Source organism: Massilia sp. LMS1-1-1.1, from assembly GCF_040815535.1.
Lineage (GTDB): Bacteria > Pseudomonadota > Gammaproteobacteria > Burkholderiales > Burkholderiaceae_D > Janthinobacterium > Janthinobacterium aestuarii.
The window spans coordinates 1,251,975-1,267,653 of record NZ_JBFPNG010000001.1 but is presented as its reverse complement, the minus strand read 5'-3'; the positions used below and the strand labels follow the sequence as shown (position 1 = coordinate 1,267,653).

The following is a 15,679-nucleotide window of genomic DNA, read 5'->3' as shown; positions in this document are numbered from 1 at the left end:
GCGACATGCCCAAGTCCGACAGCGTGCAAAAACGCTTGCAAAAGGTACGCGCGCCGCGCGTGCAAATGACCTACGACGTCGAGATTGGCGACGCGATTGAAAACAAGGAGCTGCCCTTTGTGGTCGGCGTGCTCGGTGACTTTGGCGGCAATCCGGACAGCGAGAAAAAACGTCTGAAGGATCGCAAGTTCGTCGCCATCGACAGCGACAACTTCGATGAAGTGCTGGCCGGCGTGGAGCCGGTGGCCCGTTTCGCCGTGCCGAACCGCCTCAGCGAGGCGGGCGGCACGTTCGCCGTTGACCTGCATTTCCGCTCGATGGACGACTTCCGCCCGGAATCGGTGGTGCGCCAGGTCGACCCCTTGCGCAAGCTGCTCGAGGCGCGCACCAAGCTTGCCGACCTGCGCAACAAGCTGGCCGGCAACGACAAGCTGGAAGACTTGCTGACGGAAGTGCTGAACAACACGGACAGCCTGGCCGCCCTGAAACCGCAGTTCCCGGCGCAGGAGGATTGAGATGAGCGCCCAGGCAGAATCCCTGGCAGTATCGGCCGCCAATGCGCCGGCCGCCACCGACTTGCTCGACCAGATCGTCGAGCAAAGCCGCGTCGCCAAGTCCGGCGCCGAACATGCGCGCGCGCGCGACCTGATCTCCGAGCTGGTGGCGCAGGTGCTCGACGGCACGGTGCTGATGTCCAGCAGCCTGTCGGCGACGCTGGACGGGCGCGTGGCGGAGATCGACCGCCTGATCTCGGCCCAGCTCAGCGAAATCATGCACGCGGCGCCGTTCCAGCAGCTCGAACAAAGCTGGACGGGGCTGCGCTACCTGGTCGGCAATTCCGATACGGGAACGCGTTTGCAGATCCGCATGTTCAACGCCACCAAGCGCGAACTGGTGAAGGATTTCCAGGCCGCGCTGGAGTTCGACCAGAGCAGCATGTTCAAGAAGGTGTATGAAGAGGAATTCGGCACCTTCGGCGGTGCGCCGTTCGCCGCGCTGCTGGGCGATTTTGCCATCTCGCGCCAGCCGGAAGACATCTATTTCGTCGAGCAGATGTCGCACATCGCAGCCGCCGCGCATGCGCCGTTCATCGCCTCGGCCGCGCCGGAACTGTTTGGCCTGGAAAGCTACGGCGACCTGGGCAAACCGCGCGACCTGGCCAAGGTGTTCGACACCATCGAGTACGCGAAATGGAAAGCCTTCCGCGAATCGGAAGACGCGCGCTACGTCGGCCTGACCTTGCCCCGCTTCCTGGGCCGGCTACCCTTCAATCCCGTCGATGGCACCACGGTCGAAGGTTTTAATTTTGTCGAGGAAGTCGACGGCAGCGACCATCACAAATACCTGTGGTGTAACGCCGCGTATGCGTTCGGCTGCAAGCTGACAAGCGCCTTTGCCAACTACGGCTGGTGCGCCGCCATCCGCGGCGTGGAGGGCGGCGGCCTGGTGGACGACCTCCCCACCCACACCTTCAAGACCGACGAGGGCGACGTGGCCCTGAAATGCCCGGCCGAAGTGGCGATCACCGACCGCCGCGAAAAGGAATTGTCGGACCTGGGCTTCATCTCGCTGGTGCACTGCAAGAACACGGCGTATGCGGCGTTTTTCGGCGCCCAGTCGGCGCAGAAAAGCCGCAAGTACAACAGCGACGCGGCCAATGCGAATGCGGTGCTGTCGTCGCAGCTGCAGTACATCTTCGCCGTCTCGCGCATCGCCCACTACATGAAGGCCATGATGCGCGACAAGATCGGCAGCTTTGCCGCCGCCTCCAACGTGGAAGATTTTTTGAACCGCTGGCTGATGCAGTACGTGCTGCTCGATGATAACGCCAGCCAGGAACAGAAGGCGCAGTTCCCGCTGCGCGAGGCGTCCGTGCAGGTGCATGAAGTGCCGGGCCGGCCCGGCGTGTACCGCGCCGTGTCGTTCCTGCGGCCGCACTTCCAGCTCGATGAATTATCCGTTTCGCTCCGACTGGTCGCGGAGTTGCCGAAGTCGACCAATTCCTGATTCACCCATCTTTCAACCACAGGAGCACACCATGGCAATCGATGTATATCTGCAGATAGACGGCATCAAGGGCGAGTCCACCGATGACAAGCACAAGGACTGGATCGAGTGCAAATCGGTCAGCTGGAGCGTCGAACAGCCGAAGTCCGCCACCGCGTCGACGGGCGGCGGGCACACGGCCGAACGCTGCGAGCACAAGGACATTGTCATTTCCAAGCTGGCCGACCTGGCCTCGCCGGTGCTGCTGCAGACCTGCTCGGCCGGCAAGACCATCCCCAAGGCGCGCTTCGAATTCATGCGCGCCGATGGCCAGGGCGAACGCGTCAAGTACTTTGAAATCGAAATCGAGAATGTGCTGATCGGCGCCGTGACGCCGAACGTGGAAGAGGGCGACATCCTCGGTGAACACGTCGGCTTCAAGTTCTCGAAAGTGAAGTGGAAATACACGCAGCAAAAAGTGACGGGCGGCGCCGGCGGCAATACCTCGGGCGGCTGGGACCTGGCCGCGAACCGCGTGGCTTGATCGATGGTGCGCGGCGCGCGGCGGACACCTTCGCCCGCGCGCCGCGCCGACTTTTCAGGAGAGCGCATGGACAGTTATGTACCTGGCCTGTTCGACCGCCTGATGGGCGACGGCGGTGCGGCGGCGGGCGGCGTGGCGGTGCGCCTGTCGCTGGAACAATTGAAGGATGCGGTGGCGCGCGACCTGGAAGAACTGCTCAACACGCGCGTGGCCCTGCCGCCTGGCGCGCTCGACGCCTATCCGGAATGCGCGGCCTCCATCGTCAATTATGGTCTGATCGATTTCGCCGGCATGTGCTTGTCCAGCAGCGATGACCGCGCCCGCATCTGCGCCGCGCTGAAGGCCGCCATCGAACGCCACGAACCGCGATTGCGCAATGTGCGCGCCCGCCTGGAACGCGAAGCGGGCGCCATCAACCGGGTCGGCTTCGTCATCAGCGGCACCCTGGCCGTGAAGGCTGGCGGCGAGATGGTCAATTTCGACGCCGTGCTGCAGCCATCGTCGCTGCGCTATTCGATCAACCGCAAGGGAGCCGCCGCATGAGCAATAACCTGAAAACACTGATCGCCAAACTCAATGACACGGCGCGCACGGCCGCCACCCGCGCGGCCGCCATCTGCGTGGGACTGGGCCAGTATGAAGTCGATATCGAGCATCTGTTCCTGGCGCTGCTGGAACAGGAGCGCAGCGATTTCGTCACCATCGCGCGGCGCAGCGAAATCAGCCTGACGGCGCTGGAAGCGGACCTGCGCCGCGAGATCGGCGGCTTCAGGACGGGCAGCGCGCGCACGCCCGTGTTCTCTCCCCATCTGCCCTTGCTGTTCGAGCATGCCTGGCTGATCGCTTCGCTCGATACGGCGCAGCCAGGCCCCATCCGCAGCCGCCACCTGTTGCTGGCGCTGCTGACGGAGCCGGAACTGTCGCAGCTCGCATACCGCGGCTCGAAGCTGTTCGCCCGCTTCAGCGTGGAGCAGCTGAAACACCATCCGGACAAGCTGACGGCCGGCTCCGAGGAGGAACGTGCGGCAGTGCCGCAACGTTCCGATACAGCTGATGATCCTGTTGCGGCCCTGGCCAGCAAAACCCCGGCGCTGGACCAGTTCACCACCGACCTGACGCAGCTGGCGCGCGACGGCAAGCTCGATCCCGTGATCGGCCGCGAGACGGAGATACGCCAGGCCGTCGATATCCTGCTGCGCCGGCGCCAGAACAACCCGATACTCACGGGCGAGGCGGGCGTGGGCAAGACGGCCGTGGTAGAAGGCCTGGCCTTGCGCATCGCTGCAGGCGACGTGCCCGAGGTGCTGCAGGGCGCGCACATCCACGCGCTCGACATGGGTTTGCTGCAGGCCGGCGCGAGCGTGAAGGGCGAGTTTGAAAGCCGCTTGAAAAACGTCATCGACGAGGTGACGAAAAGCCCGCACCCGATCATCCTCTTCATCGACGAGGCGCACGCGATGATCGGCGCCGGCGGCCAGGCGGGGCAGAACGACGCGGCCAATCTGCTGAAACCGGCGCTGGCGCGCGGCGCCTTGCGCACCATCGCCGCCACCACCTGGAGCGAGTACAAAAAATATTTTGAAAAGGATGCGGCGCTGGCGCGGCGCTTCCAGGTGGTGAAGGTGGAAGAACCGAGCGAGGACATCGCCTGCGCCATGCTGCGCGCCATGGCGCCGCTGATGGAGCGTCATTTCGGCATCCGCGTGCGCGACGCCGCCATCGTCGAGGCGGTGCGCCTGTCGCACCGCTACATCAGCGGACGCCAGCTGCCCGACAAGGCCATCAGCGTGCTCGATACGGCGTGCGCCAAGGTGGCGCTGGGCCAGTGCGCCACGCCGGCGCAACTGGAAAACGCGCACCGGCGCCAGGAACGCATCGGCGCGGAAATCGCCGCCTTGAGCCGCGAGGCGGCCGATGGCGAAGTGCCCGATAAAACCGGCGCTGCGCGCCTGACGCAGCTACGGCGCGAGCATGAAGAAGGACAGACGCAGATCGCGGCGTTGGCGCAGCGCTGGGAGCGCGAAAAGGCGCTGGTGGCGCAGATCGGCGACTTGCGCGCGCAGCTGCGCGGCGAGCGGCCGGGCGAAGTCGGCGCGGCGCGCCTGCTGGCGCTGAAGGAAGAATTGGCGGCGCTGCAGGGAGAGGCGCCGCTGTCGCCGCTGGAAGTCGATGCGCAGGTGGTGGCCGGCATCGTCGCCGGCTGGACCGGCATCCCGCTGGGGAAAATGCTCAAGGACGAGATCCGCACGGTGCTGACCCTGGATGGGGCGCTGCGCGAACGGGTGCTGGGACAGGATCACGTCATCGCAGCAGTGGCACAGCGCGTGCGCACGGCGCGCGCCAGCCTGGACGACCCGAACAAGCCGCAAGCCGTGTTCCTGTTCACGGGACCGTCCGGCACGGGCAAGACGGAAACGGCGCTGGCGCTGGCCGACCTGCTGTATGGCGGCGAGCGCAAGCTCATTACGATCAACATGAGCGAATACCAGGAAGCGCACAGCGTGGCCGGCCTGAAAGGCTCGCCGCCCGGCTATATCGGTTATGGCGAAGGCGGCGTGCTGACGGAAGCCGTGCGGCGCCAGCCCTACAGCGTGGTGCTGCTCGATGAAGCGGAAAAAGCGCACCCCGACGTGCTGGAGCTGTTCTTCCAGGTGTTCGACAAGGGCGTGCTCGATGATGCGGAAGGGCGCGAAGTCGATTTTCGCAACACCATCATTATCGCCACCTCGAACCTGGGTTCGGGCGCCATGATGGCCGCCTGTCTGAACCGGGTCGCGCAAGACTTGCCCACGCCGGCCGCGCTGGAAGAACTGGTGCGCCCGCAACTGGTGGCGCACTTCAAGCCAGCCTTGCTGGGACGCCTGAAGGTGCTGCCGTTCTATCCCCTCAACGATGCGGTGCTGGCCGAGATCATCCACCTGAAGCTGGCGCGCATCGGGCAGCGCATCGCGCGCAACCACCAGGCGCAGTTCAGCCATGACGCGGGCCTCGTCGACGCCGTGCTGGCGCGCTGCACCGAGGTCGATTCGGGCGCGCGCAATGTCGACCAGATCCTCAACGGCAGCCTGCTGCCGGCGATCGCCGAAGCGGTGCTGGCGCGCATGGCCGAAGGAGAGCCGGTCGCGTCGATACGCGTCAGCGCGAACAAGCAGGGGCAGTTCAAGTACACGATCCGATAATCCACCTTCCGGAGAGCGCCATGTTCAATCTGGAGCAGTTGCTGCACCCCGTCAGCGCCGTCAGCCCCTGCGGCGGCGACATCACCTTCAGCCAGGAGCTCGACGCCATCGCGCGCGCGCGCCAGCACGACGACCCCAGCCTGGACCAGGGCGAGTGGGTGACGGCGCTGAAGGAAGCTGACTGGCCTTTCGTGGCGACGCGCTGCGAACAGCTGATCGCCACGCACAGCAAGGATTTGCGCGTGGCCGTGTGGCTGGCCGAGGCGCACGCGAAAACGCGCCACTTCCGTGGCCTGGGCGATGGCTACGCGCTGCTGGCCGGCCTGTGCGAGCGTTACTGGGATGGCCTGTATCCGCCGGAGGAGGAGGGCGACCAGGAACAGCGCATCGGCAATGTCTTCTGGCTGCTGTCGCGCACGCCGCAGCTGTTGCGCGAGATCCCGCTGACCGACGGCGCCAACGGTCTGTATTCGCTGCAGGATTTCGATACGGCGCGCCAGCGCGCGGCCGCCAGCCTGGCGCAGGGCGCGGCGGAGCAGGGCTGGGGCGATACGCGCCATGACGAAGGGGCGAGCCTGGCGCAGATGGAGGCGGCGCGGCAAAGGAACTCGCGCGCATTTTCCGACGGCTTGCTGGCCGATGCACAATACTGCATGCAGTCGCTGCTGGCGTTCGAACGCAGCGTCGATGCGCGTTTCGGTGTTGATGGCCCGAGTTTTCGCGCCGCGCGCGAAGCGCTGGAAAACGCCATTCACTTCATCGCGCCGCTGTCGCCTGGCGCGGACTTTGCCGGCGCGCCGCCCGCCGCCGGCCAGGGCGCCAGCGGGGGCGGGGGCGCCATCGTGCAGCGCCAGCAGGCGCTGGCCCAGCTGCGCCAGGTGGCCGATTTTTTCCGCCGCACGGAGCCGCACAGCCCCGTCGCCTACCTGGCCGACAAGGCTGCCAGCTGGGGCGAGCTGCCGCTGCACCTGTGGCTGCGCGCCGTCGTGAAGGATTCAAGCACCCTGGCGCAGCTCGACGAAATGCTGGGCACGAACAGCGCAAACGGGTGATGGTGGTTGCTCCGTCCATGCTACTCTTCGGGCATGTCCAGAATGCTCATCCTGCCTGCCGCGCTATGCCTGTTCATCGCGGCCAGCGCGCGGGCCGAGGGGCCGACGCCGCTGCTGATCTATGGCGACGACGATTATCCGCCGTACTCCTACGTCGACAACGGCCAGCTGAAAGGCATCTACACGGAGATCGTGCGCGAAGCCGTGCAATCGATGCCGCAGTATGCGGTGCAGCTGCGTCCCATACCCTGGAAGCGGGGCGTGCTGATGCTGCAGACGGGCGAGGCGTTTGCCCTGTATCCGCCGTATTCGTGGCGCAGCGAGCGGCCGTACGTGCGCTATTCCGTGCCGCTGCTGATGGAGCAATTGGTGGTGCTGTGCAACCAGGACGTGCTGGCCAAACGCACGCTGCGGCAGTGGCCCGCCGATTACGGCGGCCTGCACATCGGCGTGAATGCCGGTTTTTTGCTGGGCGATGCAAAGCAGAGGGCAGCCGTGCAAGCGGCCAACATCGTGTTCGATACGGCCAAGGGCACGCGCACGAATTTGCTCAAGCTGATGCGCGGGCGTATCGGTTGTTACGTCAGCGACCGCCTGTCGGCGCAGTGGGAATTGCAGCGCATCCGGCGCGAGGGGCCGCCGGGCACGCCGATGCAGGCGATCCAGGAAACGGTGCAGCTGGCCAGCCAGCAGGGCCACCTGGGTTTTACGGAGCGCCGGCCGGCCGCCTATCCTTATCGCGATGACTTTATCGAACAATTCAATGCCGCCATCGTGCGCATGCAAAACAATGGCGCGATCCGCCGCATCGTCGATCGCGCACTGCAACCCTGATTCAAGCTGATGGAGAAAAACATGAAAAAACTGCTGTTCCTGTGTGTGCTTGTGCTGGCCGGGTGCGTGGGCCGGCCCGAGAATATTGTGCCAGTTAGCAACTTCGACACGACCCGTTATCTGGGAAAGTGGTATGAGATCGCGCGTCTGGACCACTCGTTCGAACGGGGCCTGAGCCACGTGACGGCCGACTACAGCCTGCGCCAGGATGGTGGCCTGAAAGTGCTCAACCGCGGCTACAAGGATGCGGACGCTGTCTGGAAGGACGCGGAAGGCAAGGCGTATTTCGTCGACAAGAAAGACGTGGGCTACCTGAAAGTGTCGTTTTTCGGCCCCTTCTATGGTTCCTACATCGTCTTCGACCTCGACCAGCAAAATTACAGCTATTCCATGATCAGCGGCCCCGACAAATCCTACTTCTGGTTGCTGTCGCGCACGCCAACCATGGACCCTGCTTTGCAGCAGCGTCTGATCGAGAAAGCCGGTAGCCTGGGTTTCGATACGTCAAAATTGATCTATGTGAAGCAAAACTGACACTGCTTGCCTGCCGCCCGTTCGTGGCGGCATACCACCTTCTGGTTGTTGCTTTTCTGCATGTTATTTCTTGCAATACCATTCTGATTCACTCACAATCTGCTCCAAAGTAGTGCGCTGCGGCGCGCTGCCATTCCGGTGGCGAAGTGTCCGTCGCGCCACCGTTCGTGATTGCCGCACGGCGGATGACTGCTATATTGATACGTAGCAGTCAGTCGGTTTCGTGGCGTCTGTGCATTGTTTTTTCAGATAGGAATCACGCAATGAAAAACCTCAAAATCGGCGTACGTCTCGGTGGAGGTTTTGCCGCCGTCCTGCTCCTGTTGACCAGCCTGACCGTGGTGGGCATCGTGCAGATGCAAAGCGCCAGCAAGGAAACCGATGCGCTCGTCAATGTCAAGGTGCGCAACGAGCGCCTGATCGGTGAATGGACCAAAGTCATTGAGGTGAACGCGGCGCGCACGGCGGCCGCCTGGAAGGTCAGCGACCCCGAACACCAGAAGCAATTTGAAAAGGAAATGGCGGTTTCGTCGGCACGCGCCACGGAAATTCAGAACGATATCGGCAAGAGCCAGCTGAGCGCCGAAGAGCAAGCGCTGTACCAGGACGTGCTGAGCACGCGCAAGGCTTACACGGAAGTGCGCAAGAATGTGTTCAAGGCCAAGAATGCGGGCGATCTTGAACTGGGCAAGCGCCTGTACGAAGGCGACATGGGCGTCAAGCGCGACATCTACCTGGCGTCGCTGAAGAAGCTGGAAGTGCTGGAAGCCAAATTGCTCGATGAATCAGCCGCGCAAATCCGTTCGCGCTATGAAAGCGGCCGTCTGCTGCTGATCTCGTTGGGCGTGGCCGCCATCTTGCTCGGCATCGCCTGCGCGTACTGGATCACGCGCTCGATCACGCGCCCCATCACGCGTGCCGTCGAGGTGGCGGAAGCCGTGTCCGCTGGTGACCTGACCAGCCATATTGTCGTGGAAAGCCGCGATGAAACGGGGCAATTGATGCATGCGCTGAAAAACATGAACGATAAACTGGTCAGTATCGTGGGTCAGGTGCGCGCCGGCACCGAATCGATCAGCACGGCGTCGAGCGAAATTGCCGCCGGCAACCTGGACTTGTCGTCGCGCACGGAAGAGCAGGCCAGTTCGCTGGAAGAGACGGCGTCTTCCATGGAAGAGCTGACCTCCACCGTGAAACTCAACGCCGACAATGCGCGCAGCGCCAACCAGCTGGCCATCGACGCCTCGCAGATCGCCAGCAAGGGTGGGGTGGTGGTCTCGGAAGTGGTCAGCACCATGGGCTCGATCAACGATTCCTCGCGCAAGATCGTCGATATCATCAGCGTCATCGACGCCATCGCCTTCCAGACGAATATCCTGGCCTTGAACGCGGCCGTGGAGGCGGCCCGGGCCGGCGAGCAGGGCCGTGGTTTTGCCGTCGTCGCTTCCGAGGTGCGCAACCTGGCGCAGCGCTCGAGCGCGGCGGCCAAGGAAATCAAGGGCTTGATCGACGATTCCGTGCAAAAGGTCGAGGCCGGTTCGCAACTGGTGGACAAGGCGGGCCGCACCATGGACGAGATCGTGCAAAGCATCAGCCATGTGACGCAGATCATGAACCAGATCACCGACGCCAGCGATGAACAGCGCACCGGCATCGAGCAAGTCAACCGGGCCATCGGCCAGATGGACCAGGTGACGCAGCAAAACGCGGCCCTGGTGGAAGAAGCGGCCGCGGCGGCCGAATCCATGCAGGAGCAAGCGGCCAAGCTGGCCGAGGTGGTGGGCGTGTTCAAGCTCGACGCAACGCAACACTATGTTGCGGCCAGTGCTGGCCCGTCCGTGACGGCGTCTGCGCCAGCTGCCATGCGACCTGCGACGCGACCTGTCACCAGGCCCACCATTCAGCCCGCAAGGCACCGCGCGCCGGTGCCAGCCATGGCGGCACCCGCGCCGGGCAAGGCTGCGCAAGCGGACGCCGTGCGTGCACGCGCGCCGAAGGCACCGGTGGCATCCGGCGCCGACGAGTGGGAAGAGTTTTAAGCGCAAACTCCCTTTGGCATGGCGTGGGCGCTACAATCGCGGCTTGAAGACAGCCGCGAACGCGCTCCGCCATGACCACCCGCCGTACCTCCAGCCATCCGTCCAGTAATACCTCGAGCCATGCCTCCAGCTCTACCGCTGCATCGTCCTCCCTGGCGGAACCCGCCAAACGGGCGCGCTGCCCGGCCTGCCTGCGCGCCGTGTCCAGTTGCATCTGCCGCTGGATCGCCCCCGTTTCCCACGCGGTGGAAGTGCTGATCCTCCAGCATCCGCTGGAAGTCCACAATGCCAAGGGCAGCGCCCGCTTGCTGCACCTGAGCCTGCCCAACAGCCGCATGCTGACGGGCGAGCAGTTTGCCCCCGATGTTCTCGCCGGGCTGCTGGCCGGCAAGCACAATGTGCTGCTGTACCCGGATACGCCAGGCGACCGTTCGCTGGGCATCGCGCCGCCGCCAGCGCTCGACCCCGCCACCTTGCTCGATCCCACCCAATTGCGGCTGGTGGTGCTGGACGCCACCTGGCGCAAAAGCCGCAAGATGCTGTATCTGAATCCCCCCTTGCAACAGTTGCCGCGTCTGCCCCTGCGCGATACGCCCGCCTCCCATTACCTGATCCGCAAGGCGCACGCGCCAGATCAGTTATCGACTCTGGAAGCAACGTGCTATGCCTTGATGCAGTTGGAGCAGGATGCGGCCCGCTTCGTTCCCTTGATCGCGGCATTTGACGGTTTTGTCGCGCAGCAGTTGAGTTATGTCATGCCTCAGGGTGAAAAAGCTTGAAATAGCACCATGGCAGCCCTTGATATTGGCCGGACAGCGGCATAGTATACTGTACGTATATACAGTTGATGGGGCCGTTCATGAAAGCAATCATTCCAGAGCATGATGACAGCTTCGCCGGGCAAGCCATGCTGCCGCCGCAATCGCTGAAAGCTCACAAGGGGCGCGGGGCCGTCTCGAACCTGCAAGGGCGCTATGAGGTGCACGCGCGCGCCGGTTTCGATGATGGCTGGAGCGTGGGCGGCCAGGATGAGGCAGCCGGGGAAGAGGTGGCGCCGGGCTGGAAGACGCAGGTCAGCGACGAGCAGGCGCGCACCATCCTCACGCGCAACGCTTCGCCCGATTTGCCGTTCAATGTCTCGCTGAACCCGTACCGGGGCTGTGAACACGGCTGCATTTATTGCTTTGCTCGCCCCACGCACAGCTATCTGGGCCTGTCGCCGGGCCTGGACTTCGAAAGCCGGATCTACGCCAAGGTGAACGCCCCTGAACTGTTGCGGCGCGAGCTGGCCAGGCCGTCGTACGTGCCCGAACCGATCGCCCTCGGCGTCAATACCGATGCGTATCAGCCGTGCGAACGCGAGCGGCAGCTGACGCGGCGCGTGCTGGAAGTGCTGCAGGAGTGCGACCACCCCGTGGCGCTGATCACGAAATCGTCGCTGATCGAGCGCGATATCGACATTCTGGCACCCATGGCGGCCAGGCATCTGGCGGCCGTGGCCGTTACTGTCACCACGCTCGACCCGGCCATCGCGCGCACCCTGGAACCGCGCGCGGCCGCCCCGGCGCGGCGGCTGCGCACCATCCGCACCCTGACGGAGGCGGGTATCCCCGTGGGCGTGAGCATCGCGCCCATCATCCCGTTCGTGACGGAACCGGAAATCGAGCAGCTGCTCGAAGCCGTGCGCGACGCTGGCGCCATCCATGCCCATTACGTGGTGCTGCGTCTGCCGTGGGAAGTGAGTCCGCTGTTTCAGCAATGGCTGGAAGCACATTTCCCGGAACGTGCCCAGCGCGTGATGAACCGGGTGCGCGAAATGCGTGGCGGCAAGGATTACGACAGCGCGTTCGGCGCGCGCATGCGGGGCGAAGGCGTGTGGGCCGACCTCATCCGCCAGCGCTTTGAAAAGGCCGTGCACCGGCTGGGGCTGCATGGCAAGGGCGGCCGCTTCAAGCAGCTCGATTGCACGCAGTTCCGCCGGCCGCTGGTGGTGCCGCCGTTGGGAAACAAGGCAAAAGGGGGCAATGCGGGACAGCTGGATTTGTTTTAAGAAGTTAAGCCAAGTTAAGTCGTCGTTACCGCTGCTGGGGCGGAGGCGCTGCGGCGCTATCGTGTAGGGCTAACGTGTAGCGCTAGCGTGTAGCATTATCCTGCAGCGTTATCCTGTGCAGGTGCCTGCATCTGCGCCAGATGTTGCTCGATGGCAAAGACATGCGGATCGCTCTTGCCCAGCTCGCGCAAGGCGCTGGCCAAGTGCAGCAGGTATTCGCTGTTAGGACCGCTGGGGCCGTTTGATCGGGCGATCTGGCGCGCGATGTCCAGTTCCGGGGCGGCACCGAGGAAGGCGGCGTTTTCCTCGTTGGCGATGTACACCAGGCCTTCGACCTTGCCGTCGTCCTCGAAGGTGATGTCGGTGGCCAGGCGCAAATAGCCGTTCTTTTCGCGGTGGTCGAGGTGGGCGAAGACTTCGGGCGTGATCAGGTAAGCCATGCCGTCGCACACGGCGCCAGCCTGCGGCACGATGGTGGCGACCCTGCCCGGCGCCATCGGCGTGCCCCGGTGGTCGTGCGATCCCTGCCAGAAGCGCCGCGTCCAGCCGGCAATGCTGGCGGGACGGCGTTCGATGTAGGGAAAATCGGCCTTGTAGATCAGCGAGCCATAGCCGAACAGCCAGACCTGTGCATGGCCGTCGAATTTGTTCATGCGCTGGTTGACGGCGATGGTGGCGGCGTCGATGGCGGACAGGTCGTTCTGGGCAGGCTGGGTCATGGCGTAGGCGGCAAGGGGCGATGCGCCATTATAAAGCGGCGCCAGCCGGGCCGCCTGCCGGCAGGGCGTCGCGTGCCGCGCCGCTGCCCGCCCCCACGTTCCATTCGTGCGTCTCGACAAAGCGGAACAGGAAGGCCATGAAGCTTTCGGCCGCCGGCGACAGCGAACGGCCCGTCTTCGTGTAGACGAAAAAGCGCCGCGTCAGTTCCGGCTCATGCAGGGCGCGCATGTGCAATTTATATAGTTTCACCATCGGTTCCGCGTACGGCAGGCAGACCGTGATGCCCAAGTTGGCGCTGACCATGGCCAGCGCCGTCGTCATGAAGGTCACTTCGTTATACGGGTTGAGCGACAACTCGCGAAACGCGCCGTGCATGTCGCGCAGCAGGCGTTCCGTGAACTGGCCCTGCAGCGAAATGAACGGGTAGTCGCCCACGTCGGCCCAGGTGACCCTTTCCTTTTGCTGCAGCGGGTGCTGCTCGGGGAAGACCAGCACGAAGGGCATCTCGAACAGTGCCTGCGCGGCGATTTCCGCCGTCGGATCGCGTTCGGGGCCGATGCCGAAATCGACTTCGCCGCTGAACACGCGCGCCGAGACATTCTCCACGGGGCAGTCGACGAGGCGCAGCTGCACGTCCGGGTGCGCCTGGCGATAGGCGGCGATCACCTCCGGCAGCAGGGTGCAGGCCATCATCTGCGGCGCGGCGATGCGCACCATGCCCGTTTTCAGGGCCTTGCGCTGGGCAATGCCGGCCATGGCGCCATCGAGGTCCTCGATCATCTTTTCAAACAGCGGATACAGTTCGCGGCCGATTTCCGACAGCTGCGTCTTGCGCGTGCTGCGCTCGACCACGCGCACGCCCAGCACGCTTTCCAGTTCCTTGATCAAGCCGCTCAAGGCCGATTGCGTTACGTGCAGGTATTCGGCGGCCAGGGTAAAACTGCCGGTCTTGGCCAGCGCCACGAAGGCGCGCATTTGCCGCAGGCTGGGACTCATAAGATAATCCGATAAATCAATGGTTAAAAATTGTTTGTATGATAGCTGTAACTCGATTCTAATGGTGAAAAGCTGAAAAACAGGCCAGCCAACGCGCCCACGGCGCCATCCATTGGAGACAAGCACATGAAGATCAAGCAAATCCACCACGTCGCCTACCGCTGCATCGACGCGAAGAAAACCGTCGAGTGGTACGTCAAGCATTTGAACATGAATTTCGTCCTCGCCATCGCCGAAGACCTGGTACCGTCGACCAAGGCGCCGGACCCGTACATGCACGTTTTCCTCGACGCGGGCCATGGTAATGTGCTGGCCTTTTTCGAGTTGCCGACGCAGCCGCCGATGGACCGCGACCGCAATACCCCGGCCTGGGTGCAGCATCTGGCGCTGGAAGTGAGCAGCATGGAAGAACTGCTGGCCGCCAAGGAGCGCCTGGTCGCCGGCGGCATCGAGGTGCTCGGTCCCGTCAACCACGCCATCTTCCAGTCGATCTATTTCTTCGACCCGAACGGCCACCGCCTGGAGCTGGCGGCCAACGTGGGTACGCCGGAGATGATGGCCAAACTGGACGCCGTCAAATGGGAAATGCTGGAAGAATGGTCGCAGACGCGCCGCGCGCCCAAGCACGCCGCCTGGATGCACGCGCCGGCCGACGCCTGAGCGCACCGGACCGACACTCTCTGACTAATTACACCGAAACACCGAACAAGGAACACCATGAAACTCGCAACCCTGAAAAACGGCAGCCGCGACGGCGCCCTGATCCTCGTCAGCCGCGACCTGCGCCAGTACCAGCGCGTGGCCGCCATTGCGCCTACCTTGCAGACGGCGCTCGATAACTGGGACGCCGTCGCACCGAAACTGGAGCAGGCCTACGCCGACCTGAACGCGGGGCAGGCGCCGGACGCGCAGCCGTTTGATGCAAAGCTGTGCCACTCGCCGCTGCCGCGCGCCTACCAGTGGGCCGACGGTTCCGCCTACATCAACCACGTGGAACTGGTGCGCAAGGCGCGCAACGCGGAAGTGCCGGCCTCGTTCTACACGGACCCGCTGATGTACCAGGGCGGCTCCGACAGTTTCATCGGCCCGCGCGACCCGATCTTCGCCCTGTCCGAAGAGTGGGGCATCGACCTGGAAGCGGAAGTGGCGGTGATTACGGGCGACGTGGCCATGGGCGCCAGCGTGGACGACGCGGCGAAAGCGATCCGCCTCGTCATGCTGGTCAACGATGTCTCCTTGCGCAACCTGATCCCGGGCGAACTGGCCAAGGGTTTCGGTTTCTTCCAGTCGAAGGCGGCCAGCGCGTTTTCTCCGGTCGCCGTCACGCCGGACGAACTGGGTGCCGACTGGGCGGACAGCAAGCTGCATTTGCCGCTGCTGGTGGACCTCAACGACAAACCGTTCGGCAAGCCGAATGCGGGCGAAGACATGACCTTCAATTTTGCCCAGCTGGTCGCCCATGCGGCGAAGACGCGCGAACTGGGCGCCGGCAGCATCGTCGGTTCCGGCACCGTGTCGAACAAGCAGGGCGACCTGTTTGGTTCGAGCATCGAGAACGGCGGCGTGGGCTATTGCTGCCTGGCCGAGGTGCGCATGTATGAAACCATCGAACACGGCGCGCCGAAAACGGCCTACCTGAAGTTCGGCGACACGGTGCGCATCGAGATGCGCGACGCGGTCGGCGCCAGCATCTTTGGCAGCATCGAGCAGACCGTGGCCCTGTACGCCGGCCGCGCCTGAGGGGA

The 15,679-nt window shown here is 64.0% G+C and carries 15 protein-coding genes; 13 read left to right on the top strand and 2 right to left on the bottom strand.

Going from position 1 to position 15,679, the window contains the following annotated elements:
• Window positions 1–5: 5 nt before the first annotated feature.
• The 11 genes from tssB (at window position 6) to MRBLMS1_RS05830 (ending at window position 12,218) form a co-directional block, all read left to right on the top strand.
• Complete coding sequence (gene tssB, locus MRBLMS1_RS05880) at window positions 6–515, top strand: type VI secretion system contractile sheath small subunit (protein ID WP_230517939.1); 510 nt, start codon at window positions 6–8, stop codon at window positions 513–515.
• A gap of 1 nt (window position 516) precedes the next feature.
• Window positions 517–2,007, top strand: a complete 1,491-nt coding sequence (tssC, locus tag MRBLMS1_RS05875) for a type VI secretion system contractile sheath large subunit (protein WP_485878331.1) — start codon at window positions 517–519, stop codon at window positions 2,005–2,007.
• 31 nt (window positions 2,008–2,038) lie between these two features.
• A complete protein-coding gene (locus tag MRBLMS1_RS05870; RefSeq protein WP_034750126.1) occupies window positions 2,039–2,530 on the top strand; it encodes an Hcp family type VI secretion system effector in 492 nt (163 codons plus the stop codon).
• 66 nt (window positions 2,531–2,596) lie between these two features.
• A complete protein-coding gene (gene tssE / locus MRBLMS1_RS05865) occupies window positions 2,597–3,073 on the top strand; it encodes a type VI secretion system baseplate subunit TssE (protein ID WP_139089930.1) in 477 nt (158 codons plus the stop codon).
• The gene (tssH, locus tag MRBLMS1_RS05860) at window positions 3,070–5,709 is read left to right on the top strand and encodes a type VI secretion system ATPase TssH (protein WP_485878328.1); all 2,640 of its coding nucleotides are present in this window, start codon (window positions 3,070–3,072) and stop codon (window positions 5,707–5,709) included. Before tssE ends, tssH begins: the two co-directional genes overlap by 4 nt.
• Window positions 5,710–5,729: 20 nt before the next feature.
• Window positions 5,730–6,761, top strand: a complete 1,032-nt coding sequence (gene tssA, locus MRBLMS1_RS05855) for a type VI secretion system protein TssA (RefSeq protein ID WP_485878326.1) — start codon at window positions 5,730–5,732, stop codon at window positions 6,759–6,761.
• Between the two features lie 33 nt (window positions 6,762–6,794).
• Window positions 6,795–7,595, top strand: coding sequence for a substrate-binding periplasmic protein (locus tag MRBLMS1_RS05850; protein ID WP_485878325.1), 801 nt, complete (start codon window positions 6,795–6,797; stop codon window positions 7,593–7,595).
• Window positions 7,596–7,616: 21 nt separating this feature from the next.
• Window positions 7,617–8,129, top strand: a complete 513-nt coding sequence (locus tag MRBLMS1_RS05845) for a lipocalin family protein (RefSeq protein WP_128142450.1) — start codon at window positions 7,617–7,619, stop codon at window positions 8,127–8,129.
• A gap of 263 nt (window positions 8,130–8,392) precedes the next feature.
• Window positions 8,393–10,168: a methyl-accepting chemotaxis protein gene (locus MRBLMS1_RS05840; RefSeq protein ID WP_485878323.1), complete on the top strand. Its 1,776-nt coding sequence runs from the start codon at window positions 8,393–8,395 to the stop codon at window positions 10,166–10,168.
• Between the two features lie 71 nt (window positions 10,169–10,239).
• On the top strand, window positions 10,240–10,947 hold the full coding sequence (locus MRBLMS1_RS05835; protein ID WP_485878321.1) for a tRNA-uridine aminocarboxypropyltransferase: 708 nt from the start codon (window positions 10,240–10,242) through the stop codon (window positions 10,945–10,947).
• 128 nt (window positions 10,948–11,075) lie between these two features.
• Window positions 11,076–12,218 carry a PA0069 family radical SAM protein gene (locus tag MRBLMS1_RS05830; RefSeq protein WP_139090083.1) on the top strand — a complete coding sequence of 381 codons (1,143 nt, stop codon included), beginning with the start codon at window positions 11,076–11,078 and terminating at the stop codon, window positions 12,216–12,218.
• A gap of 95 nt (window positions 12,219–12,313) precedes the next feature.
• Here the strand turns inward: MRBLMS1_RS05830 and MRBLMS1_RS05825 are convergent, their stop codons facing one another.
• Both MRBLMS1_RS05825 and MRBLMS1_RS05820 read right to left on the bottom strand, forming a co-directional pair.
• Complete coding sequence (locus MRBLMS1_RS05825) at window positions 12,314–12,904, bottom strand: gamma-glutamylcyclotransferase (RefSeq protein WP_485878982.1); 591 nt, start codon at window positions 12,902–12,904, stop codon at window positions 12,314–12,316.
• A 61-nt stretch (window positions 12,905–12,965) separates the two neighbouring features.
• Window positions 12,966–13,934: a LysR family transcriptional regulator gene (locus MRBLMS1_RS05820; protein ID WP_485878319.1), complete on the bottom strand. Its 969-nt coding sequence runs from the start codon at window positions 13,932–13,934 to the stop codon at window positions 12,966–12,968.
• A 126-nt stretch (window positions 13,935–14,060) separates the two neighbouring features.
• Between MRBLMS1_RS05820 and MRBLMS1_RS05815 the strand changes: the two genes are divergently transcribed.
• Both MRBLMS1_RS05815 and MRBLMS1_RS05810 read left to right on the top strand, forming a co-directional pair.
• Window positions 14,061–14,594, top strand: a complete 534-nt coding sequence (locus tag MRBLMS1_RS05815) for a VOC family protein (protein WP_485878317.1) — start codon at window positions 14,061–14,063, stop codon at window positions 14,592–14,594.
• Between the two features lie 57 nt (window positions 14,595–14,651).
• Window positions 14,652–15,674 carry a fumarylacetoacetate hydrolase family protein gene (locus tag MRBLMS1_RS05810; protein ID WP_485878316.1) on the top strand — a complete coding sequence of 341 codons (1,023 nt, stop codon included), beginning with the start codon at window positions 14,652–14,654 and terminating at the stop codon, window positions 15,672–15,674.
• Window positions 15,675–15,679 lie beyond the last annotated feature (5 nt).

Excerpts from the sequence above, each read along its gene's own strand:
- tssA (WP_485878326.1), top strand. The coding sequence starts at position 5,730 with ATGTTCAATCTGGAGCAGTTGCTGCACCCCGTCAGCGCCGTCAGCCCC.
- MRBLMS1_RS05845 (WP_128142450.1), top strand. The coding sequence starts at position 7,617 with ATGAAAAAACTGCTGTTCCTGTGTGTGCTTGTGCTGGCCGGGTGCGTG.
- tssH (WP_485878328.1), top strand. The coding sequence starts at position 3,070 with ATGAGCAATAACCTGAAAACACTGATCGCCAAACTCAATGACACGGCG.
- MRBLMS1_RS05810 (WP_485878316.1), top strand. The coding sequence starts at position 14,652 with ATGAAACTCGCAACCCTGAAAAACGGCAGCCGCGACGGCGCCCTGATC.
- MRBLMS1_RS05840 (WP_485878323.1), top strand. The coding sequence starts at position 8,393 with ATGAAAAACCTCAAAATCGGCGTACGTCTCGGTGGAGGTTTTGCCGCC.
- MRBLMS1_RS05835 (WP_485878321.1), top strand. The coding sequence starts at position 10,240 with ATGACCACCCGCCGTACCTCCAGCCATCCGTCCAGTAATACCTCGAGC.
- tssE (WP_139089930.1), top strand. The coding sequence starts at position 2,597 with ATGGACAGTTATGTACCTGGCCTGTTCGACCGCCTGATGGGCGACGGC.
- tssC (WP_485878331.1), top strand. The coding sequence starts at position 517 with ATGAGCGCCCAGGCAGAATCCCTGGCAGTATCGGCCGCCAATGCGCCG.
- MRBLMS1_RS05820 (WP_485878319.1), bottom strand. The coding sequence starts at position 13,934 with ATGAGTCCCAGCCTGCGGCAAATGCGCGCCTTCGTGGCGCTGGCCAAG.
- MRBLMS1_RS05815 (WP_485878317.1), top strand. The coding sequence starts at position 14,061 with ATGAAGATCAAGCAAATCCACCACGTCGCCTACCGCTGCATCGACGCG.
- tssB (WP_230517939.1), top strand. The coding sequence starts at position 6 with ATGCCCAAGTCCGACAGCGTGCAAAAACGCTTGCAAAAGGTACGCGCG.
- MRBLMS1_RS05850 (WP_485878325.1), top strand. The coding sequence starts at position 6,795 with ATGTCCAGAATGCTCATCCTGCCTGCCGCGCTATGCCTGTTCATCGCG.
- MRBLMS1_RS05830 (WP_139090083.1), top strand. The coding sequence starts at position 11,076 with ATGCTGCCGCCGCAATCGCTGAAAGCTCACAAGGGGCGCGGGGCCGTC.
- MRBLMS1_RS05870 (WP_034750126.1), top strand. The coding sequence starts at position 2,039 with ATGGCAATCGATGTATATCTGCAGATAGACGGCATCAAGGGCGAGTCC.